The sequence below is a fragment of the Fusobacterium perfoetens genome (assembly GCF_021531475.1).
In the GTDB taxonomy this organism is placed as follows: domain Bacteria; phylum Fusobacteriota; class Fusobacteriia; order Fusobacteriales; family Fusobacteriaceae; genus Fusobacterium_B.
In genome coordinates this window covers 34,626-56,234 of record NZ_JADYTX010000003.1, presented here as the reverse complement: position 1 = coordinate 56,234, position 21,609 = coordinate 34,626, and the positions used below count along the sequence as shown (strand labels likewise).

Annotated in this window: 25 protein-coding genes; 6 read left to right on the top strand and 19 right to left on the bottom strand. The window is 29.2% G+C overall.

The features are described from left to right. Positions 1 to 129 precede the first annotated feature (129 nt). The 5 genes from I6E15_RS01450 (at position 130) to I6E15_RS01430 (ending at position 4,841) form a co-directional block, all read left to right on the top strand. On the top strand, positions 130 to 1,359 hold the full coding sequence (locus tag I6E15_RS01450; protein WP_235243651.1) for a bifunctional folylpolyglutamate synthase/dihydrofolate synthase: 1,230 nt from the start codon (positions 130 to 132) through the stop codon (positions 1,357 to 1,359). Between the two features lie 3 nt (positions 1,360 to 1,362). Then, positions 1,363 to 1,566, top strand: a complete 204-nt coding sequence (locus I6E15_RS01445; protein ID WP_235243650.1) for a hypothetical protein — start codon at positions 1,363 to 1,365, stop codon at positions 1,564 to 1,566. A 14-nt stretch (positions 1,567 to 1,580) separates the two neighbouring features. Further along, a complete protein-coding gene (gene hprK, locus I6E15_RS01440; RefSeq protein WP_235243649.1) occupies positions 1,581 to 3,494 on the top strand; it encodes an HPr(Ser) kinase/phosphatase in 1,914 nt (637 codons plus the stop codon). Between the two features lie 77 nt (positions 3,495 to 3,571). Next, positions 3,572 to 4,510 carry a DHH family phosphoesterase gene (locus tag I6E15_RS01435; RefSeq protein ID WP_235243648.1) on the top strand — a complete coding sequence of 313 codons (939 nt, stop codon included), beginning with the start codon at positions 3,572 to 3,574 and terminating at the stop codon, positions 4,508 to 4,510. Positions 4,511 to 4,523: 13 nt separating this feature from the next. Continuing rightward, positions 4,524 to 4,841 (top strand): cell division protein SepF, encoded by a 318-nt coding sequence (locus I6E15_RS01430; RefSeq protein WP_177161994.1) that lies wholly within the window; start codon positions 4,524 to 4,526, stop codon positions 4,839 to 4,841. 432 nt (positions 4,842 to 5,273) lie between these two features. Here I6E15_RS01430 and I6E15_RS01425 read toward each other — a convergent pair whose 3' ends face one another. The 11 genes from I6E15_RS01425 to I6E15_RS01375 form a co-directional block, all read right to left on the bottom strand. Beyond that, positions 5,274 to 5,627 (bottom strand): hypothetical protein, encoded by a 354-nt coding sequence (locus I6E15_RS01425; protein WP_235243647.1) that lies wholly within the window; start codon positions 5,625 to 5,627, stop codon positions 5,274 to 5,276. Then, a complete protein-coding gene (locus tag I6E15_RS01420) occupies positions 5,624 to 5,800 on the bottom strand; it encodes a hypothetical protein (RefSeq protein WP_235243646.1) in 177 nt (58 codons plus the stop codon). Before I6E15_RS01420 ends, I6E15_RS01425 begins: the two co-directional genes overlap by 4 nt. 13 nt (positions 5,801 to 5,813) lie before the next feature. Then, the gene (locus tag I6E15_RS01415; RefSeq protein WP_235243645.1) at positions 5,814 to 6,221 is read right to left on the bottom strand and encodes a D-Ala-D-Ala carboxypeptidase family metallohydrolase; all 408 of its coding nucleotides are present in this window, start codon (positions 6,219 to 6,221) and stop codon (positions 5,814 to 5,816) included. Positions 6,222 to 6,275: 54 nt separating this feature from the next. Then, positions 6,276 to 6,794, bottom strand: coding sequence for a hypothetical protein (locus I6E15_RS01410; RefSeq protein WP_235243644.1), 519 nt, complete (start codon positions 6,792 to 6,794; stop codon positions 6,276 to 6,278). 13 nt (positions 6,795 to 6,807) lie between these two features. Continuing rightward, positions 6,808 to 7,083 carry a hypothetical protein gene (locus tag I6E15_RS01405; RefSeq protein WP_235243643.1) on the bottom strand — a complete coding sequence of 92 codons (276 nt, stop codon included), beginning with the start codon at positions 7,081 to 7,083 and terminating at the stop codon, positions 6,808 to 6,810. Next, a complete protein-coding gene (locus tag I6E15_RS01400; protein WP_235243642.1) occupies positions 7,071 to 8,126 on the bottom strand; it encodes an RNA-directed DNA polymerase in 1,056 nt (351 codons plus the stop codon). The genes I6E15_RS01405 and I6E15_RS01400 overlap by 13 nt, the downstream gene beginning before the upstream one ends. A gap of 331 nt (positions 8,127 to 8,457) precedes the next feature. Continuing rightward, entirely contained in the window at positions 8,458 to 9,606 is a 1,149-nt protein-coding gene (locus I6E15_RS01395; protein ID WP_235243641.1) for a hypothetical protein, read from the bottom strand. A gap of 12 nt (positions 9,607 to 9,618) precedes the next feature. After that, positions 9,619 to 10,773 (bottom strand): hypothetical protein, encoded by a 1,155-nt coding sequence (locus tag I6E15_RS01390; RefSeq protein WP_235243640.1) that lies wholly within the window; start codon positions 10,771 to 10,773, stop codon positions 9,619 to 9,621. A gap of 15 nt (positions 10,774 to 10,788) precedes the next feature. Beyond that, on the bottom strand, positions 10,789 to 11,784 hold the full coding sequence (locus I6E15_RS01385; protein WP_235243639.1) for a hypothetical protein: 996 nt from the start codon (positions 11,782 to 11,784) through the stop codon (positions 10,789 to 10,791). 15 nt (positions 11,785 to 11,799) lie between these two features. Next, complete coding sequence (locus tag I6E15_RS01380) at positions 11,800 to 13,380, bottom strand: hypothetical protein (protein WP_235243638.1); 1,581 nt, start codon at positions 13,378 to 13,380, stop codon at positions 11,800 to 11,802. After that, a complete protein-coding gene (locus tag I6E15_RS01375) occupies positions 13,377 to 13,784 on the bottom strand; it encodes a hypothetical protein (protein ID WP_235243637.1) in 408 nt (135 codons plus the stop codon). Before I6E15_RS01375 ends, I6E15_RS01380 begins: the two co-directional genes overlap by 4 nt. Before the next feature lie 80 nt (positions 13,785 to 13,864). Here I6E15_RS01375 and I6E15_RS01370 point away from each other — a divergent pair, with 80 nt between their 5' ends. Then, the gene (locus tag I6E15_RS01370; protein WP_235243635.1) at positions 13,865 to 14,437 is read left to right on the top strand and encodes a hypothetical protein; all 573 of its coding nucleotides are present in this window, start codon (positions 13,865 to 13,867) and stop codon (positions 14,435 to 14,437) included. A gap of 23 nt (positions 14,438 to 14,460) precedes the next feature. Here I6E15_RS01370 and I6E15_RS01365 read toward each other — a convergent pair whose 3' ends face one another. The 8 genes from I6E15_RS01365 to I6E15_RS01330 are packed head-to-tail and all read right to left on the bottom strand — an operon-like array spanning position 14,461 to position 21,517. Further along, complete coding sequence (locus I6E15_RS01365) at positions 14,461 to 17,100, bottom strand: phage tail tape measure protein (protein ID WP_235243634.1); 2,640 nt, start codon at positions 17,098 to 17,100, stop codon at positions 14,461 to 14,463. After that, a complete protein-coding gene (locus I6E15_RS01360) occupies positions 17,097 to 17,729 on the bottom strand; it encodes a hypothetical protein (protein ID WP_235243632.1) in 633 nt (210 codons plus the stop codon). Before I6E15_RS01360 ends, I6E15_RS01365 begins: the two co-directional genes overlap by 4 nt. A 51-nt stretch (positions 17,730 to 17,780) precedes the next feature. After that, positions 17,781 to 18,299 (bottom strand): hypothetical protein, encoded by a 519-nt coding sequence (locus I6E15_RS01355; RefSeq protein ID WP_235243630.1) that lies wholly within the window; start codon positions 18,297 to 18,299, stop codon positions 17,781 to 17,783. Between the two features lie 14 nt (positions 18,300 to 18,313). Further along, positions 18,314 to 18,748 carry a hypothetical protein gene (locus I6E15_RS01350; protein WP_235243628.1) on the bottom strand — a complete coding sequence of 145 codons (435 nt, stop codon included), beginning with the start codon at positions 18,746 to 18,748 and terminating at the stop codon, positions 18,314 to 18,316. 12 nt (positions 18,749 to 18,760) lie between these two features. Further along, positions 18,761 to 19,141, bottom strand: a complete 381-nt coding sequence (locus I6E15_RS01345) for a hypothetical protein (RefSeq protein ID WP_235243626.1) — start codon at positions 19,139 to 19,141, stop codon at positions 18,761 to 18,763. 40 nt (positions 19,142 to 19,181) lie between these two features. Further along, complete coding sequence (locus tag I6E15_RS01340) at positions 19,182 to 20,177, bottom strand: hypothetical protein (protein WP_235243624.1); 996 nt, start codon at positions 20,175 to 20,177, stop codon at positions 19,182 to 19,184. A 1-nt stretch (position 20,178) separates the two neighbouring features. Continuing rightward, on the bottom strand, positions 20,179 to 20,529 hold the full coding sequence (locus I6E15_RS01335; protein WP_235243622.1) for a head decoration protein: 351 nt from the start codon (positions 20,527 to 20,529) through the stop codon (positions 20,179 to 20,181). Beyond that, positions 20,516 to 21,517, bottom strand: coding sequence for a hypothetical protein (locus I6E15_RS01330; RefSeq protein ID WP_235243620.1), 1,002 nt, complete (start codon positions 21,515 to 21,517; stop codon positions 20,516 to 20,518). The genes I6E15_RS01335 and I6E15_RS01330 overlap by 14 nt, the downstream gene beginning before the upstream one ends. Positions 21,518 to 21,609: the final 92 nt, after the last annotated feature.

Below are 21,609 nucleotides of genomic sequence, written 5' to 3'. Positions count from 1 at the left end.
GGCTAAATTAACTTACTATATTATACCTTAAAAAAAATTATTATTCTATATAAAATTAAAATTCTATAATCATAAAAAATATGTTATAATTCTCTTATAGATAAATTTATTAAGAAAGAATGTGATAAAATGGAAATGAACGAACTTTTAAACGAATTATATTCTTATTCCTTACACGGAATTAAATTGGGGCTAGAAAATATTCAGAAAATATGTGATTCTTTGGGAAATCCTGAAAAAAATTATAAAATAGTCCATATTACAGGGACTAATGGAAAAGGGTCAACAGCCACAATAGTGGAAACTGTACTTTTAAAACAAGGATATAAAGTAGGAAAATATACTTCTCCTCACATTTTAAAGTTTAATGAAAGAATAAGAGTGAATGGTCAAGATATATCTGATGAAGATATAACAAAAGTATATGGAATTGTAAGAGAAAAAATAAAAGAGTTAGAAATAACACCTACTTTCTTTGAAGTAACAACAGCTATGATGTTTTTATATTTCTCAATGAGAGAGGTAGAGTATGTTGTGTTGGAAGTTGGAATGGGCGGAAGATTTGATGCTACTAACGTTGTAGATTCTGATATAGCTATCATTACTAATGTATCAATAGATCATACTGAATATCTAGGAAAAACTATTTATGAAATAGCTAGAGAAAAAGCGGGAATAATAAAAGATAAAAGCTATGTAATAGTAGGAGATAGCAATCCAGAATTTTTAAAAGCGATAGTTGAAAAGAAAAAAGATTATACTAATGTTTTGGAAAAATATAAAAATATAGATTATAAATTAGATTTTAAAAACTTTGTAACTAATATAGAGATAGATGATAAAAAATATAAACTTTCTCTTTTTGGAGATTATCAAGTAAAAAATTTCCTATGTGCTTATGAGGCTTTAAAAAGATTGGGAATATCTGATGAAGTGATAATGGACGCGGTAAAAGAAATTAAATGGCAATGTAGATTTGAAATTTATAAAAATGAACCGTTGACAGTTTTAGAGGGAGCTCACAACATAGATGGAATGAGCAACCTTAGAAAAATAATAAAACAAGGTTATAAAAAAGATGAAGTGGTACTTATTGTATCTATATTAAAAGATAAAAAGATAGATGAGATGCTTGAAATTTGTGAAGATATGAGTGATAAGATAATCCTTACTTCTCTAAGTGAAAATCCAAGAGGTTTAGAGGGAGCAAGTATCTATGAACATTCTGATAAATCAAGTATTTATGAGGTTTGTGAGGATATGAAAAAATCTTATGAAATAGCTAAATCTTTTGGTAGAAAAGTAATAGTTGTATGTGGTTCATTTTATACTTGTGAAAAATTTAAAAAGGAAGTTTAAAAGATGAAGATTTTAAAAAAGATATTGTTATTTATAACTAATACAGTGATAGGGGTAATAGTATGTTTCTTATGCTATAAAGAGGCAGGGTATTTACACCAAATAAAAAATATAATCGTTAAGGAGAATAAAAATACCAACACTTTGAGAATGGCTTTTTTAGATGAAAATAAAATAATCAAAGAGATAAAAATCGACGAAAAATAACTAGGAGGCAATAAGTGATAGGTCAAGAAAAAACAGTAACTCTTAGAGATATAGTAAAACATTTTAAATTAGAAATATTAGTTGACGGAGATTTTGAACAAAATATAATGGCAAATGATATCCATAGAGCTGGTTATGAATTTACTGGATTTTTTATGGATAAAGAGGAACTTCAAAGATCTATTCACGTAATGGGACATAAAGAAAGTGAATATCTTTCAAGACTTAGTGAGGAAAAAAGAGACGCTATACTAGACCAATATTTTTCTCATAAATTTCCAGCTTTGGTACTTAGCTCTAAAGTTAAAGATGTGGAAACAATCTTAGAAAGAGCTAAGATTTATAATAAGGTGGTGCTTAGAACAAAACATAGAACCACTGAATTTATAAGAGATTTAAATGATTATTTGAGAAATATGCTAGGAAGAGAGACTATAATAAATGATGTTATTCTTCTTGATGTGTACGGAATGGGAGTTATCCTAAAAGGTGAAAGAGATATTAAAATGGGAGCTACAATAGAGCTTATTGAAAGAGGACATAAATTTATCTCTGATACTAATATCTTGGTAAAAGAAACAGACAGAGGACTTATTGGATATAATACAAGAGTTCTTACACACCCAGAGAAAGATTTTTTCTTGCTTATGGGAGAAGATCAAGAGGATATAAATCTTACTTTGAATTTTGGGATAATATCTAACGAGATGAGTAAGAAAATAGAGCTTATTGTGGAGTTAGAGCCATGGCAAGATAAAAAGTTTTATGATAGACTTGGACTTGATGAAGTTTATGAGGAGATACTTGATTATCCTATAAAGAAAATCACTCTTCCAGCAAGAAAGGGAAGAAACTTGGCAGTAGTAATAGAGACAGCTGCTATTGACTCGAGATTAAAACTTCTTGGAGTAAACTCAGCAAAATATTTTATGGAAGAATCTCAAAGAATTATTATGGAAAAAAGAGCGAGAAAAAAAAGAGGGGAAGATATGGACGAAAAAAAACTTTCTATGGAAGAATTCGTAAGAGTTAATAATGGACTAGAGATATTATATGGAAAAGATTATCTAAAAGAAAACTATATAACATCTACTAGTATAACAAGACCTGCAATGGCTCTTTCTGGATATTTTAATTTGGAAGAAGAAACTTATGAAAATAAAGGTTTACAACTTATAACTAACATAGAGCTTGAATATTTAGAGCAACTACCTCCTAATAAGAGAAAGGAAAATTTGGAGAAATTCTTTTCGTACAATTTTCCAAGCATAATACTGTGTGGAGATTTGAAACTTCCTGAAGATTTTAAGACATTGGTAAAAGAGAATAAAAAAATTGTGTTAAGATCATCAGAAAAAACTCCATCAAGAGTAATTGCTAGTCTTAACTCATATTTAGAGCAACAATTTGCGGAAACTCTTACAGTCCACGGAGTATTTTTAGAGATGTATGGACTTGGTGTCCTTTTAACTGGAAGAAGTGGAATTGGAAAAAGTGAAACAGCTCTTGAGCTTATCCATAGAGGTCACAGACTTGTAGCTGATGACTTGGTAAAATTTAGAAAAAGTACAGATGGAGAAGTTATAGGAACTGCGTCAAAATTACCATTCTTTATGGAGATAAGAGGTCTTGGAATAATTGATATAAAAACTTTATACGGAATGAGTTCTGTTGTTTTAAGCAAGAATGTAGAGGCTATAATCGAGATTAAAGAGCAAGAAACTGATGATTATTTGACAAGGGTAAACTATTCTACTGGAACAGATAAAATATTGGATAAAGAGGTTTATAAGGCTGAGCTATATATGTCATCTGGAAGAAATGCTGCGGCAATGGTAGAAATAGTTGTTATGAACTTGATGGCGAAAAAATTGGGACATAACCCAGAAGACAGCTATCAAAAGTTAAAGGGAGTTTTTAAGAAATAAAAAAATATTTTGAATTTAGTCCCAAATAATGTATAATACAATATAAGAAAAACTTAGCCAAAAGAAAGGGGCAAAATATGCTTTTACAGAAAATAGAGGAAAGTAAAAATATAATAATCTCTTCTCATATTAATCCTGACGGAGATGCTATAGGAAGTGGATTAGGGCTTTATCTGGCTTTAACAAAAAAATATCCAGATAAAAGTATAAGATTTATATTAGAAGATAAAGTTCCTTATAATTATTCTTTTTTAAAAGGAACTGAAAAAATAGAAAAATTTGATGAACTAAAAGACGAGCCAAAAGCAGACCTTTTTATAGTTGTTGACTCAGCTGTATTTAAAAGAATAGGAAAGGTGGCAGATTTAAGAAAAGATGCTTTCTTGGTGAATATAGACCATCATATAAGTAATGATAATTACGGAGATTTAAACATTGTAAAAAATATCTCCTCAGCTAGTGAAGTTGTCTATGGAGTTATAAAAGATTTAGGAATTGAAATAGATACTTTAGCAGGAGAAAGCCTATATACAGGAATAGTTACAGATTCTGGAAACTTTCAATATGATTCTACATCAATGGATACTTTCAGAATTGCTGGAGAGTTGCTAGCTCTAGGAATTGATAGAGATAATATAATAAACGAAATTTATAGAAGTAGAACTTTAGGATTTATAAGAACTTTAGGAATTGCTCTGTCAGAAATGAAAATAGATAACGAGAAAAAATTAGTTTCATTTTTACTTACAAAGGATTTTATGACAAAAAATAATATTCAAAAAGATGAAACGGAGGGAATAGTTGAAAAATTACTTGAATATAAAGATTGTGAAGTAGCAGTTTTCCTAAAAGAAGAGGGAAATGGAAAAATAAAAGGAAGTCTAAGAAGTAAAAGAGATATAGACGTAAACGAAGTAGCGAAATCTTTTGATGGTGGAGGTCATAGAAAGGCTGCTGGATTTACGACTACATTAACAGAAGAAGAGATAATAAAAATCATAAAAGAAAAAATATAGGGAGTGATACAATATGAATTATGATATAGCCTTTTTTAAACCAAAAAGATTTGAAGAGTGTTTGAAATACATTGAGTATATCAAAGCTCAAAAATATGTTCATATAAACCTATCAGATGTAAATGATAGCGTAAAAAGAAGAATACTTGATTTCTTGAACGGAGCTTTATTCATTCAAGAGGGACAAATATTATATCTTGGAGAGAATACAATTTGTACTATACCAAAAACTGGAAAGTATTTCTTAGAGTATGAAAATGTTGAACTAAAAAAAGAGTTTGACGCTTATGATGAAGAAGAAGAAATAGTTCCAATGTTTTCAAAGAAATAATTAAAATAAAGAGGAATTACCAAAGAGATAAAATTTAGTAATTCCTTTTTTATTATAAAAAATATTTTAATAATAAAAAAAATCTCCTAAAACTAGGAGATTAATTCTTAAAAGTGGTGCCTAGATACGAGCTAAATTTTAGGGTACTTTTTATCTTCTAGCTAAAAATCTATAATTTATTATAGCATTAAAAAAGGTGGTTATCAACTAATAATTGACAACCACTTTTTATTTTATAATTTAAAATGATATTTAATAATATAAAAAACCAATAATCTAAATTACTTAGACTATTGGTAATTCCTAGAGAAATATTATGCTCTAAGAATGAAACTGGCAACTTTATTCTATTATAACATTTCTCTAAAGTAGACGTCAATAAAAAAGTAAGAGGGATTTCTCCCTCTTATATTGTTTCTCTGTTCTATTTTTTTATTGATAATATTTACTTTTACTTTTTAAGTATTTTATATTATTCAGTTGTTCAGATGTTAAAGCTAGTTCCGATTCATACTGAACTAATTTTCTCATCAGCAACATATCTATTCCACCTTTTTCATTTAGTTGACTTTCTGCAAGATATATGTCATAGTCAACTGTAATTTCTAAAAATCTATTATGTTCTTCTAGTAAAGGTATAGCCTTTACAACTGAAGTCACAGTCTGATTTAATCTATATATTCCATTGTATATTGCTAATAGAACTCCTATAATAACACTTGTAGCTGTCACAATAGCTATAACAGATTCACTAATATTTTTCATTTTTTCAAGCAGTACCCTCATTGCTCCTCGCCTACTTTAGTTTGATTGAATACTGCTTCAAACAATTCATCATCAACTTTACTATCTGTTCTTTTTACTAGCTCTCTAAGAAATATTATAACTATTTTTTCAAGTGCTAATGATGTAAAATATTTAACTACAAATTTTTTTAAAAATAATAACACTACCCCCATTTATCACTCCCCCTTATTTTTCAAAAAATTGTTGTCTTGGTATTCCTACTGTAAATCCAAAATGTATAAATCCCCTTTTTTCATAAAGAATACACTGGTCTAAAAGACTTGCGTATTTACTATCTCTTAGTTTATTCCAACATTCTCTAAGATTTAAACCTTTTGGTATTCCATCGACAGCTAGTCCTTCAAGGTGCTTACTGTTATAAACTCCTCCAACTTTTCTATTTAATTCTTTACACCTATAACCACTATTCACAATGATAGGAACTCCTAAAAATTCTCTAATAATATTCATTTGTGGAATAGTTATAGTTTCAATATTATGAAGTTCTAATCTATTAGGAATATTCTTTATATTTGACTTGTTCGCCATTTCCGAACGACTGATTTCTTCTACTGTAAAATAGCTTTTTTTCATAAATTCCTCCTTAAAAATTATTTTTCGAAGTTATTAATTTGCTAATATAACCTCTTAAAATTCTTTACTTCTATGTTTATTACCTTGAATAAAAGTAATAATTTGTGAAGCTTGAGCCTTTGTAAGCTCTTTTATAGATGATACCTGCATTTTATCAAGTTCTTTCTCTATTACCTGAGAATTATATTTCATTTTATCCTCTATAAAACTTCTTTGCTTATCTGTGATACCCTCTTTTTCAGTATTAGGTGATTTTTCTATTTTAAAAGTTTTTATGATATACAATTCAGTAACTCTTTTAAAACTTTTAACCAAACAATCATAAAAAGAATTATTTGGTAATATCAAATCTATATTTTCTTCTTTGATATTCTCTAAGTTTTGTATTTTGATTTTAAAATTTACTTTCGAGAAGTTTTCTCCAAACTCTAAAATTTCATAATCTCCAACCTCTAAAGTAACATTGTTTTCTTTTAATTTTTTAACTATTTTATTTATTATAGTTTCACAAGAATCATTTTCATTTGTAAAATAAGATATATTTTCTTTAATATTCTTGAAAATTTTTTCCAATTTTTACATCTCCTTATGCGTAATTGTATTCCTCTTCCACAAACTCCATTAACCAACCCTCGTTATTTTCTCTTTGAGCGAATGCCTTTGTTTCTTTATTTCCTGTTTTTTCTCCAGTCTTAGGGTCTACAATGTCTACTTCGATGAGTTTTAAGATACATTTATATTTGTCTTGTGTTCCCTCTAAAAACTTTCTATTTAAAGCTTCTCCCTCTCTAATTTCTATAACTTTTCTTGAAACTTCATCAGTAATTATTATTTTTCTGTTTTCTTTGTCTATTTTAAACATATGTTCACTCTCCTTTTATAACCTTTTTCACATATATAATATTTATCTTTTAATGGTGTAAAATATTTTTCCCATAGCCTATAACTATCACAATACTTTAACCAACCTTTATATGAGCATATAGCACTATTATCTGAATTAGTTAAAATATTCTTATCTTGAAGTGGTACTAATTTCTTTTTCATTTTCTTTAATATCTTTTTTCTTAATAAAGTGTATTCTCCAAAGAAACGATATCCTAAAAAATCTATTCCTCTAGTCCTGACAGGAAAAATCTGAAAATTCTCTTTGATAGTTAGATTTAATTTTTCTTGTGCTACTATCTCTATACATCTTAATTTTTTTCTTAAATCTTCTTTGGAGCTTCCTAATAATACAATATCATCACAATATCTGAAATACCATTTACTTTTTAAATTCTCTTTTATGTAATGGTCCAATTTAGATAAATACAAATTTCCAAACCATTGAGATAATAATGAGCCAATAGGTTGCCCTTTAATTCCGTAACTAAATATTATCATTCTTAATAATTCTAACAATTCCCTATCTTTTATTAGTGTTTCTATAATATCAAATAAGATATAATTATCTATTGAGGGATAATATTTCTTCATATCAAGTTTTAGGCAATATCTAGTTTCTTCTTCATTTTTTAAGGCTTTTTTAATTCTTTTTACACCTAAAATTATACCTTTGTTTTTTATACTGGAATAAGTATCGTGTATTAAGTTCTTTAAAAATCTATCCTCTACTTGAAGAGCTACTGCCCATTGCACTATTCTATGAGGGTAATAGGATAATTTATATATATCTCTTTGTTTCCCTTTATCATCTATGGTTTCCATTTTATAATCACTATAATTGATATAATAAATTTTATTAGCAAGTAAAAATCTAAGATTCTTGATAAAATGTTCAGGATTCTCATTAACCCTTATAACTTCTTTATAATGCCCTTTGCCTTTACTAGCTCTTAAATGAGCATTCATTAAATTTTCATATGAGATTATTTTATCCCACACATTACCTACTCTTTTCATTGATAACCTCTTTTCTTGTTGATATAGTTTGTCTTGGAAAAATTAACGAGTTTTCGATATTATATCTACTAACACATTTATCAACGTTTTTCTTATGTTTTGCCAAGTGGCAAGGTCAAATCACTATAATTTTTATTTGAATTTTAAGACATAAAGTGAGTACCGATATTCACACTCGAAGTCGAAGCGACATTATTGCAATTCCAATACGTAAGTCCTGCATTAGAGCCATTGTTCCAATTACCACCGGTAAGTAGTGTCTTTTTCGGTATAAGTAATTCAACCTATATTTCATTTAAAAAATTGCTTTGCTTGTGCTACTGCTTTTGTGCTATTGCTTTGCCCAAGACAAGCGAGCACCGAGACTCACACCCGAAGTCGAAGCGACATTAGGGCAATTCCAATACGCAAGCCCTGCAAAAGAGCCACTGTCCCAATGACCACCGGCAAGCAGTACGTTTTCTTCGCCTGGGTCGTGTGTATAATAGTAGTCGCAGAAATAAGTAGTAGCTGACCCTCCAGTAGTTTTAGGTAAAAATAACCATTCGGCACCTACTGGGTATTCCATATCTGAAATATATCCATTAGGAACTTTTTCTTTTAAATCTTTAGCATATAGTGTCATTGAAGAAATTGTGTCCATTTTAGAATGTTCATTTGTATAATGCCACCCTTTATCAGTAACCATTATCCCAGTTAAAAAGTTATAAACATTCCCCCATAAATCTTCAATTCCTCTATATCTTACGGAACATTTACCATTTTTGTATGCTCCATTTTCTAAATAACCACTTCTATCTCCTAGAGCATCACTTCCTCCAGTTATTCTTTGATTTTGTTCTGCTCCTGTTCCTGATTCCCAAGTCATATTAACTATCCCATTTCCACAAGCTGTTTGAGAATCTAAAGTACCAAATTCAGTGTAAAATAATATTTGTATAGCTACTCTCTCAAATACAGAAGAAATATCATAGTCTGTATTTCTACCTTGTCTAGCTAAATCTCTGAAATCTCCTTTGTTTTTTGATGTAGTTGGAAGAACACCTGATATACTTCTTAATTTTCCACTTTTTTCAAATGCAGGATATGCTCCCCATAAAAAATATGGTCTTACTTTCCCATTACTCATTTTAAACGCAGGGTGAACGAAGAATCCAGGCTTTCCATTGCTTCCAAATTCATCAGGAATTATGTCGTCAATTTCAAATTTTGGTTTTCCATTAGGCATTCTAGTAACTTTCATAAAGAAAGCAGGAACTTTAACCATAACATCTCCGTCTGTTCCATCAAGATTAGATGGACTTCCGTCTGCTTTTTTACTCCAATCTGTTTTATTTAGTTTATATTTTAAATCAGCCGTATTTTCATCACATACCCACCCTCCGATTTGAGAAAAGACAGGGTGACTATCAAAAGGTGATGAATAAGATTGACTTAAATGTGGTAAATTCGCTTTTGTATTTTGTGTATAATCTGCCATTTATTTTTCCTCCTAATAATTAAATTTTCTTAAATTTGTTTCTCTTTGAGTTAATGAACTTGTCAAAGGTCTGTCCCTTTGTGTCTTAATGATTGTTGGTGTAGGTGTATTTTCACTCAATACAATAGTTTTTATTAAATCTGTACTATTGGTAGCTTGAAACTCAACTGCTACAACGTTTGTTATGATAGGTAATTCAAATGTTATAGCTGAATTTACTCTATCAAGTTTCAAAGAATTTCCCATAAAAAATCCAACTACTGAATTATCATCATTAGATGTTATATTAAATTCTTTTTCCATTCCATTAACTAATTTATAAAATTTCTTCAATTCAACAGTTTGATTTAATTTTGTTAAATTAACACCACTAGAATTAGGGATTTCAAAAGAAACTGTACTACTGTCTTTTTTATAATAAATATCCCCCTCGATATAATCATTAGTATGTACATATATTCCTCTATAACTGTTTCCAAGCAAGGTAATAATATTTGTAACATCTAAATCTTTCATCATAAGAGTTAGTTCAGCAACTGCTTGGTCTTTTGTAGAGGTTAATTCTTCTACACCTTTTGTTGCTACGTCTTTTATTATAGATTCTTTATTAGTTATTTCTGAAATAGCACTAGTTTTTATATCATTTAATTCTTTCTTCGATGTATCAACTTGTTGTTGGATATAACTTCTTTCTTGAAGAGATTTATTTTCTATTGCTTTTACTTGTTCTTCTGCTTTTCCATTAAGTATTTTTAATAATTCAGCAGTAACTTTGTTAACTTCATTCAGGAAATTATCTCCAACAATAACTGTATTTCCTTGTCCTGCCGTTGTACTTACTACACGTAGTTTAACAACTTTATTTATCGTTAAAACTGTATCTCCTTGAATAATTACTAATTCTATCCCTAGCTCTCCAATAACTGATAAAGCATTGGTAGGAACTTCTACGCTCGTTATTTTAGATAATTTTGTAACTATTGCAGTAACTACTACTCCGTCAGCTCTTATGAAATTTGCTTTTAGACTTTTTCCGTTAAAATCTATCTCGTCTTTAAATTCTATTTCTAAAAAATGTGATTTATTATCTTCTTGGGTAAATCTTGTGCCTAATTCATAAATTGGAGCTTTCGAAGATGATACTACAATTTTAAAAACTCTTTTCATTTGTGACCTCCTTTTTTATAATATTACTCTTGATTTTAACCAAGTTAATGGTTTGCCATCTTTTGTATCATAATCAAAATGTGGACTTCCTTTACCACTTCGAGAATTAATTCTCGGTGCTCTTCTTATATTGTCAAAAGCTGTAACCCAGCGTGTAGTCCCACTTCCATCTCCCCAATTTTCATACCAACTTACTTCATTTCCATCTCCCTCTGCTTTGAAAGTTATTCTTCCGTCATCAATATCAACTCCTAATTTATTTCTAGTAATTTTCATTATACAGTGTGCCCAAAAATTAAAGGTCTTATTATAATCGTATTTGTATTTCCAATCAGCACGAGCTATCACTACTGCTGTTTCTCCTACTGGTATTTTAGTCAGTCCTGATACAGTCATATCACAGAAATCAGGACGTCCACCCTCGTGTTCTATTTTTACATCAAGGTTATGTGTATTTTGATATAATTGCCATTTATAATCCCAACCATCTCTAATTTCATATTGACAATAAATACTGCCTACACAACTTCCATAATCTCTATTTTTACTCCACTCTTTCATTTTTTGCCCAGTTTCATATATATGTTTAGCTCCCCAAAATCTACCGAACTCATACATTTCTTTTTCAGCATTTACAAACTCTGTTAATAAATAATAATCAGCTAGAGTTTGATTAGGAACATATTTGCTTGAATAATCAATAAGAGAAGTAAAATTATATATGAAGTGGCTTAAATTTCCCATAGTTTTATTGTAAATATCTATTTGATTATTAACTGCATTGAGCCATCTATTTAATAGTGCTATCATCTTAAGTTGGTCTTGATTAAGTGATACTAATAACTGCTTAGATAACATTGTTTCAGGCTTTGCGTTGAGATAATGATAATTTGTAGGGTTATTACCTATTTTTCTAGTTAATTGAGTAAAGTTTGTATCAAGTAATTTTAAAGTCACAGTACCTTTTTCAAAGTTAGGATTTTTTTCAATTATTTCCATAAGTTTAGCCATTTATATTCTCCTTTTTTACACACCTGAAATATCTATGCCCTCTTCGGTTAACCATTGTTTTATAAGCTCGTGATTAGTCATACAGCTTCTGATTTCTCTAGAGTTAAATATTTTATGTGAAATTTCTTTCATCGTGGTATCTACTATCCAAGTTCCGTCAATCGCTTTTCCTAGAGTATTATTAGAAATAAATCCTCCCCAATCGTGTTTGACATCAAGATGAGCTATACCATTATATTTATCAGTTTCTTCTTCAGGAGATGAATCATAACCAACACCTTTTGTTCCTGATACCTCTCCCTCCCAAGCTACTAAAGTTTTGTGCATAATGAATAAATAATCTCCGACTTTATGCCTAACTCCAATTTCTAAAGGGATTGTTATTTTTAATTCTATTCCAGTGCTACCATATCTGTTAAAAATACTATCTGCAAGGGTAGCTGTAAATGTAGCCTTGTCTGTTTCAGATAATTTATTTACTCCTGATATAATATATTCAGATGGTGTACTTGGTATCAACATTCTAAATTTATTAAAAGACGCTATTGAAGAAAAATATCTCTTTGAATATTCTTTATCCTCTTTAAAATCTTTATCATATTTAACTATAATGTTATTAGTGATATTCTCATTAGTTATTATTTTTTCGTCAATGGATATTATATTGTTCTCTGATAATGTTATTCCGTGAGTTCCGATAGCAGGTTGTTTATGTAGTTTTAAACCTAATTTTCCATCAAGATTCAAATAAGGGAATATTGCACAAGGTTTATATATATTTTCTATTAAAAATTCGTATGGGTCTGATATAGGCTCTCTAAATTCAAAATAGAAATTGTATGTTGGTCTACTTAGTGCTTCTCTTATACTTTTTAATGATTCTAAATCAACGAAATCATAATATTTATTTGTTAAATATGGAACTTGTACAGCTAATTCAGGTGTAGAGAATATCATTTTAAATATCATCTCTATAAAATCAATAACGTGTCCCTCGAATGTAATAACTCTAGTTAGGATTTTTTCGCCATTGTCGTTGGTTTTTCCCTCGTCAACTTCCTTAATAGAAAATCCTTTCCTTTCTTCATTTACCATTATATATGGAAGTCTGTATGTGTTTATATCTGAAATAGTTTCTTCGTTATATTCTGATAATTCTCTATCAAATACAGATGATTTCAATCTTTCTTGGAAGTCTGCTACCTCAAAAGTATATTTACTTTCAAAATTATCATTAGATACGTCTCTTATAAGTCCTCTATATATCAAAGATGTTTCTCCAGTATTTGAAACTGCATAGACATCTACCATTTCTCCATACATCATAGAGTTTCCATTATTTAATCTTTCATAAAACCATTTAGATATTTCATAATCAACATTCACTACATCGAATTTTAACGATGATACAGAGCATTGTGAAGAAATAGGTGTAATAGAGCTACCACCACCATTTGGAACGCTCATATAAGGTTTACACAATATATTTTCAAAAGATAATCCTTTCTTAGTAGATAAATATAATGGTTTTCCTTTATCCTGCCTTAAACTGTCATATATCTTCGCTATATAGTGGTAATATTTATCAAACATCATAAATCAATCCTTTCATTTAATTTTATTGATAATTCGTAAAATGGTTTTCCTAACATAGGCTTTGGAGAAATATCTTTTATCTCATATGAAAAGCTTGGATTTCCTTTAATTTCTTTAAAATCTATATATCCTTTATTTTCTATCATCTCTTTATTAATAATTAACAATTTTCTGTTTTTTTTTAATTCTAATAATTCTTTGATAATATTTTCGCATTCCTCATATGTTAAATACTGTATAGATAACGTAAATCTATGTATTAACCACCTTATTATATTAAATTCCTCTCCTGATTCTGCTACTTGACATATAATACCATTTTTATCATCTACTCCATTGTATTTAATTCCTTTTATTTTATAATCTTGTAACTTGGAAATAAAAGTTGAAATTTGTCTTTGCATTAAAACCTCCTTTCGAGCTATTGACTTTTTTAAAAAAATATAGTATTAATTATTAAACAATATTTTAAGGAGGAAAATTTATGAAAAAATTATTAACACTTTTTATTTTGCTATTCTCTCTACTTGGGTGCACAAATATGCAAGTAGGACAAACTGTTGAAAAGGATAATATTACTTATTTGAAAGTTACAGATAGTGATGTTTTTCTTTTAAAAGATAATATAACTTTGGAAAAATACTATTCTGTAAGTGCTATATCAGTTGAAACAAATTTTGTTCTTGATACTAGCAAACAAATTCTTTTAGAATTAAGATATTATCCTGAAGAAAAATCTTTAAATTTACTTTTCCCTTTATATGAAGATGGAGCTTCTAATATAATAAAAGAAATAACTTTCTCAAATAAAGAAATTGTTATGAATGCTAAAATATCAAATTTATCAAATGTAATCAAAGCATATATTCCAAATATTAATTTGAACAGAACTCAAGCTAAAAAACTTTATAATTTAATGAATAATGAAAAACCTGTTATTTTAAGAATACTATCAAGCACTGGTTATTATGATTTACCTTTCAGAGAAGAAAATAAGAAAGGGTTCGTTGACCTACTTGAAATTTATCTAGGTTTAAAAACTCACAATGTGAAATAATTTATTTAAGGTAGTCTTATAGGCTACCTTTTTTTACCTATCAGTGTAACGTTATATCCGTCTTTTAGTTCTTTCTCTATATCTTTTATCAGAATTTTCATTAAAGATGAATTAGATACATCTATATATACAGTTCCCTCTGATTCTTTCTCTGCCGATTCAACTCTGGAATCTATACTTTCGTCAAATTTTGTTCTTTCGTTACTTCTGTTATCCACACTCTCGCTTTCTGATTCATTAGCACTACTATATAAAGCATTAGCTCCTACTCCCATTGCGGCAGCAAAGGCAAAATCTTTAGCTGCGGCAGCAAATAATGGTGGTGCTTGACTTCTTAGACCTGGTGTTGCTGCCAAAGTTATAGCTTTTACAGTAGCTTTTCCTCCGTCAATCATAGCTTCTCTTCCGTGACTAAGCATTACTTCAGCTAATTGTAAGGCAGCAAATTTTTTAAAATCTTCTAATGATTTCATTTGTCCTTTAGCTACCATATCATAAGTATCTAGTAATGCGTCTTTTGACCTTTTTAGAATATCTGTTTTTAAATTAGAAAGTCTTTTACTTAATGAAACATCTTTTTGATTTCTAATTTCTTCTTGTTTTAAAGAGTTTTCTTCTATTTTTTTTAAAGTATCAACGGCTTGTTGCTTGTAAGCTTCATCGCTATTATAGAAATTCAATCTATTTTGTAATTGTTCTGCTTCTAACTCTAATCTTTTTAGCTCGACTTCCCTCATTCTGTCAATTTTATAAGTTTCTATTTGTTCTTCTGATAAAAAGCCGTTTTCCCTCATTTCAGCAAGTTGTGTTAAATACTCCCATTCGTCAGCTAATATATTAGCTTGATGTTCTTTCATTTGCTCTTCTTGGGATTGTAAAAACAAATCTTCTCTATTCTCAGGAGATGAAATAGAATTTTCTTTTATTTGAATTTCAACCTCAATAACTTTCTTTTTATACTCGTTAGCCTTTACAATATTGTCAATACTTCTATAATATTGCTCCATTTGTCTAAGGCTTTCAAGATTAGCTTGTTCCTGCTCTGTCATTAATTCTTTGTTTTTTATTTTTATATTTCTATTATATTCATCTTCCGAGATGATACCTAAAGCTAATAAATCTTGTTGTTGTGAGATATAATCTCTTTTTTTAGAAAGATAGTTAATCTCGGAGATATTTAAGTTATTTTTATGTCGCTTTTCTCTTTCTTCTATTTCTTTTGTTCTGTTAGTGATAGCTTGTAATTCTACTTCTTTTTTCTCTTTTTCTTCCTTTAAGATTCTTTTTCTTTCTTCTTCGGCTTCCAACTCTTTTTGTCTTTTTCTGTCTTCAGCCATTTTTCTTTCAACTGTATCTATTTCTTTTTGTAATTTTTCTATTCTCTGAGTATATCTTTTTATAGAAACTTCTTTTTGTGCTTGGTTAAGTCTATCATTCGTTACTATACTAACAATTTTTTCTTCAAGAACTTTAACCTCTTTTTTATTTTTGTCATAATCTTCAAAGGCACTATTGTCTCCATCGGCAGCCTTTCTTATAGTTTTTAAAGTTACGTAAATTGGTTTTTCTAATGCAATAACAACTTTTCTCCATTTAGAATCCATTGCATTACATAATTTATCCCATTCAGATTTTATATTTGCTGTTGCAATAGCATAAGAAGTATTTAATTCTCCTGATTTATTTTTCATATCCTCTAATCTTTTAGCAAATACTTCTGCATTTAACCCTGTTAAGTTTAAGGCAGCACTTCCTGATTCTGTATTTCCGAATAAATCCATAAGAGATTTGTCTGTCTTTTTGGCGTGTTCTTCTAATAATTTCATAGCTTCTTGTAAAGTTCCACCATTTTTTATAAACGCACTAAAGCTTTCGCCTGACACTTCTTTGAATACGTCGGCAGCCTTTTGCCCCTCTTTGGATAATTCAGTGAACATACTTTTTAACATTGTCATTGTTTTAGCTGTGTTATTACCATTTTGAGTAAGAGTTGCTATTGCTGCTCCTACCTCATCTAAATTAATATTTAATGATGATGATATAGATGTAACATCTGATAGATAAGCTCCTAATTCTCCAACAGTTGTTACTCCTTTATTTTGTATAGTTAGTAATAAATCTGCTACATTAGTAGCTTCTATGGCACTCATTTTATAAGCATTTAATACTGATGAAATTGTTTTTATAGAAGTTTCTGTTGTTGTTAATCCTGCTTGAGCTGTTTTTGTTGCTATTTCTAAGAAGTTTGTTAAATCTTCTTTAGATATTCCACTTGACAATGCTTGGTAAGCTCCATTAGCAATATCTTCTTTTGCTTGTCCTGTTCTTATTGATAAATTTATAAATTCATTTCCAAAACGATTAAGTTCTTGTTGCGACCCTTTCAAAAGAGTATTTACAGTCGTTAATTGTTTTTGGAAAGCTATCATATCTTGTATAGCTTGTCTTGTTTTGTTACCAAAATACATAGCGGCAGCTGCAAGTGACAATTTGCTTTTAGTAACATTACCTATAATACTATTCAATTTAGAGAAATTACTGTTGATATTGCTAGTAGTTTTTTCTGTGGATTGCTTCATTTTTTCAAGACCAGATGTATAACCACCTGTCGCTAATGTTGCCTTATATTGTAATATATATTCATCTGAATAAGGTATCATCATTTACCACTCTCCAATAACGCTTTTAAACTATTTAATTTGTTAGTATCTATCCCTGCAACGACATTAACTCCTTTTTTAAAAGAATCTCTATATTTATCAAGTGTCTTTTTATAGTTGAAACTTCCGTCTTTAGACTTCAAATGCAAATGATTATCAAATATTTCTGCCATTCTTAGAGTTTCTTCGGCTATTAAAGAATCAATTCCATTTAAGACACCAAGAAATACAAATATATTAGTTTCTAAGGCTTCTTTTGGAGATGAATTTGTATACCTACAATATTTAGCCATTAGATAGTCAAAGTTCATATATACACTATCTGTACTTTCTTCTTGTTGTTCTTCATCTTTGGAAGTTTCTTCTTTTTTTCTTGATAAAATATTAAAACATTTTGATACAATATCCAGTAATTCCATATTTGTTAAATCATTTATATTTAAGTCAGGTATCATTATATCTGTAATACAATTAACTTTATCTCTGAAATTACGGTCTAGCTTAGTAAAATCTAAAGAAGTTATAAAAAGCCAATCTCTTAAATTTGGTATTTTAACATCATAATCTTTTGCCCTAATAAATACAGAATATTTTTCATCTATATAATTGTTAATATTTGAAAATTCAATCATTTTTTTCTTCCTTATATGTAATTACCCCTCTTTATAAAAGAGAGGTTAATTTTATTTTGTATAATTTCCTACTGTAAATATTTTTTTATAAGTTGGAGATTCAGGATTTTCATCTGCTGCAAACTCAAAAGTTAAGCCACATTTTGCAAGCCCCTCTTTTTTATATGCTATATTTATTTCAGGTTTTAAAAATGCTTTTGGAGCTGTGATGTCAAAATCTTTAGATTCTCCTTTAGAAAGTGGGTGTATCTCTAATTTACCAACTTGCATTGGTTTTCCTGATGTAGAAAATGCTACTCCACTTGTTCCCTCTTCCATTAAGTTTGTCATTTTTGTTAGTTCTGCAATATCTAATATTGTTGAACATTTAAAAGTAGCTTCTCCAAGTTTAGTATTATACAAATATGGTCCCTCTAATTGGTCCACTTCAACTTTGTATCCATCCGTTGTAACAACTAACGAACATTCTTCTTCTTTTAATGTTCTTAATATCTTTACTTCTGTTCCCTCTTTAGGAGTAAATTTTATTTCGCATTCTCCTAATGGATATTCTTTTTGTTGTACTGCCATTTATTTTCCCTCCTTTAATTTATTATTTCTATATCTCTGTTTTTATTGTCTTTTAATGCACTGATTTTTACCTTTACACTATGAAATTTATCTGATTTAAAATTAAAATTAAATTCTAAAACTAAAATAGCATTAAATAGTTTTATTATGCTGTTATCTTCCGTTGACACAATTCTTATCTGTCCTCTTCTTATTAATGAAGTTATCTTTGAATCAATATCTAAATTAACCAAAGCTTTTTTCGAGATTAAAATAGTTGTTTCAACATTTATATTTCTTCCTAATTCAATAATATCTTTAATTTCTGAGCTTTCATCGGTTTTTATTTCTTGAATTATTGGAACTATCTTCAATAAAGTGTTTTCACCTTTTACTGTATAACCTAATTCATCATCATTAAGGAAAAATTGACAAGGTCCTAAAGGAATTGCTTTTTCTATATATTCCATTTTTATTACCTCTTAACGAATAATTAAAGAAGCTACTTTATTTTCTAGTTGCTTTTCTTCAGCTTCGTTTTTAGAATCTTTTATCCTTTTTAGATTATCCCTAAAAGTTACCATTAAGTCGGCTGCCAAATCTATGTAATCAGGGTGTGCTATCATTTCGTGAAGTTTAGCTGTTACATAGTTAGTGCATAACCCTCTTATTAATGGTGTTCCATACTCTGTGTCCTTTGATAATTCACTTAAAGAGATATTAGCATTTATTACTCCTAATGCTTCTTTCTCAAATTCTACTGCTACTTCGTTAAATCTATTCTCCGAGTATTCAGAAAAAGCAAGTAATATATTTTTCACCGGTGTAGGCATAAAATCATCTTTTAAGTATTCAAATTCCATAGTTCCTCCTTAAAGGAGAGGGGAAAAATCCCCTCAAATTCTAAGATAGACCTGTAATTTTAACTATTTTTATAAGAGATGAATTTACAACGATTGGACAATATGCTGATTCTCCAAGAGTTTTAGCTTCTCCTGTTTCTTTGTCTGCGTCAGTTTCTCTTATAATAGTATCTATCGCTTCCATACTTGCGACACCATTTACAACATTTAAGACACCGGCATATGCAGGTAAATAAGCCAAATCATTATAGAATATAATTTTATCCGAAAAATCAATAGCATTACCCTCTGTATCAGAAATTTGTGGTATCATTACTAAATCAAATCCAAAGGCATTGAAATGTAATTCAAAATCTCCGTCCTCTGTTTTAACTCTATTAACTTGTGCAGGAATAACTTTATTTGATACAGCATTGTAAGTTTTTAAAAGGTCATTAAATATTTTTTCTCCAACTAATATTTCCGAAACTGGAACTTTTGATTTTTTAGTAAATTCATTTATTTGTTTAGTTAACCATATAGCCCAATCTTCAACAGCTGTTTTAGCAACTGATGTTTCTTTTGCAAAATCATATTTAACCTCGTTTTTAGTGTCAGGAGATTTGTAAGTTCCTTTTAAGAATACACCTGCCGAAATTTCTTCTTGAACTGTTTCAATAGATTGTTTTAAACCTGCTATTCTTCTGTCTCTTTCATAAGTTGTATTATCTACTTTTTTACCATTTACATAGATAGACATTCCTGCTTGTCTGTTTAACTCATCAGTCACAAAGAAAGGGAAACTATCTTTGATAACTTCAGGAGTTACAGATTTAATTGAACTTCCATTTAATTTTGCATTAGGAAATTTAGCTCCTCTTTGTAAAATTTTTGCTTTTCTTACAAATTCTTCTAAAATTTCAAAATTGATTGTTTGTGTGTTTGTTATAAAAGGAATTTTCCCTTTTTTAATTCTTCTTGTGAAAAATCTATTTACTACGTGTGGTAGTTGTCCGTAAACTCCAACCATAGCTTCTTGTTGTTGTGTTAGTGCCATATTATTTTACCTCCTCTAAAATTATTCCATTTTCCCATAATTCTTTAACTACATTAAAATCTGATTCTAAATCTGCTCCTTTAACTTCAGCTGAATTGAATACAGTTCCAGGCACTGCTACTAATACAGGTACATCTCCTGATGTTGCGTCTGCGTCCTCTAATGCTATTGTGAAAGCAAGTTTTGTATCTTTTGCATATTTAACTAACTTTCCAGTTTCTTTATCGTAAGATAATAATTGTCCTGCTTGTATTGTTTTTTCTCCACTTTTTAATGTGAAGTTCTTTCCTAAAGGTCCTGAAATTTTAAGGACTTTTGTATCATAAGTTGCTACATTTTTAACTAAATTCATAATATCCTCCTATTCTTATTTTTATTTCTTCTTCGCTTTTTTCTTTGTTTTCTTCCTCTGAAAATTCTATTTTACTAGTGACATTCTTAAATAGTTCTTTAAAAGGTGTTTCTTTTTGAGAAAACTCTTTTAACTTAGTTGCCATACTTGTTTTGTCATCTTCCGAGAACTCAATGATGTTTGTATATTCGCTTTCTTCATAAGCCTTATCAATAGCAAATTCAAGTATCTTGTGCATTACTGGTGGAAACATCTTGATAATATTTTTCTTTGTTTCTTCTTTCTCTGCTTCTCTAGTAAATTCAGCTTTCGCTTTTGCGTAAATTTCATCAGGTGTTAAGTCATTCACTGGTTTAGCTGTAACTATCATTCCTAAAGTATTAGCGATAGATTTTAATGTTTCCTCTGAAAATTCTGCTGTTTTTTCTACTGTATAACCTAAATCTTTTAGTTTATTAACGGCATATTTTTCATCGTCTTTCTCGTAAAGAACATCAAATAATGCCTTGTAATTTACTTTTGAAACATCTACTGCTCTAAAAAATGCTATAAATTCATCAATTTTATCTTGGTCACTTTCTTCAGCAAACTCTATCGTTTCTGTTTCTTCGATAGATGTTAAATCTTGGGAAAACTCACTAAAAGATTGGTCCAAGTCCTTTATATGAGGTGGTGCATAACCTAACAATGCTAAATGATTAGGTGTTCCGTCCTCTCCAATCCCTATTGATAGATTAGGGTATTTGTCTTTGATACTATCTCCAAAGGAGTTGTAATTAAATTCCCCTATTAAAAATCCTTGGTCATCTACATTAGTAACTTTACAACTCCCTGCAACTGGAATTGCTGTTGTTGGAAATCCGTTTTTTAACCAATCCCCAACGTGTCCTGCTGTAATATTAAATTCTTTTCCTACCCAAGATTTTAAGGTATCTATTGAGTAGTTTCCTTTTTTACCATAATTCCCTGCTTTAAAAATTTTCGGCATTCCTCTCCCTCCTTTCTATTTTTTATTTTTTTTATCCTTGTGATGTTTAATCAAGGCTAAAATACCAACTATTGCCAACCCAGTCACTATAA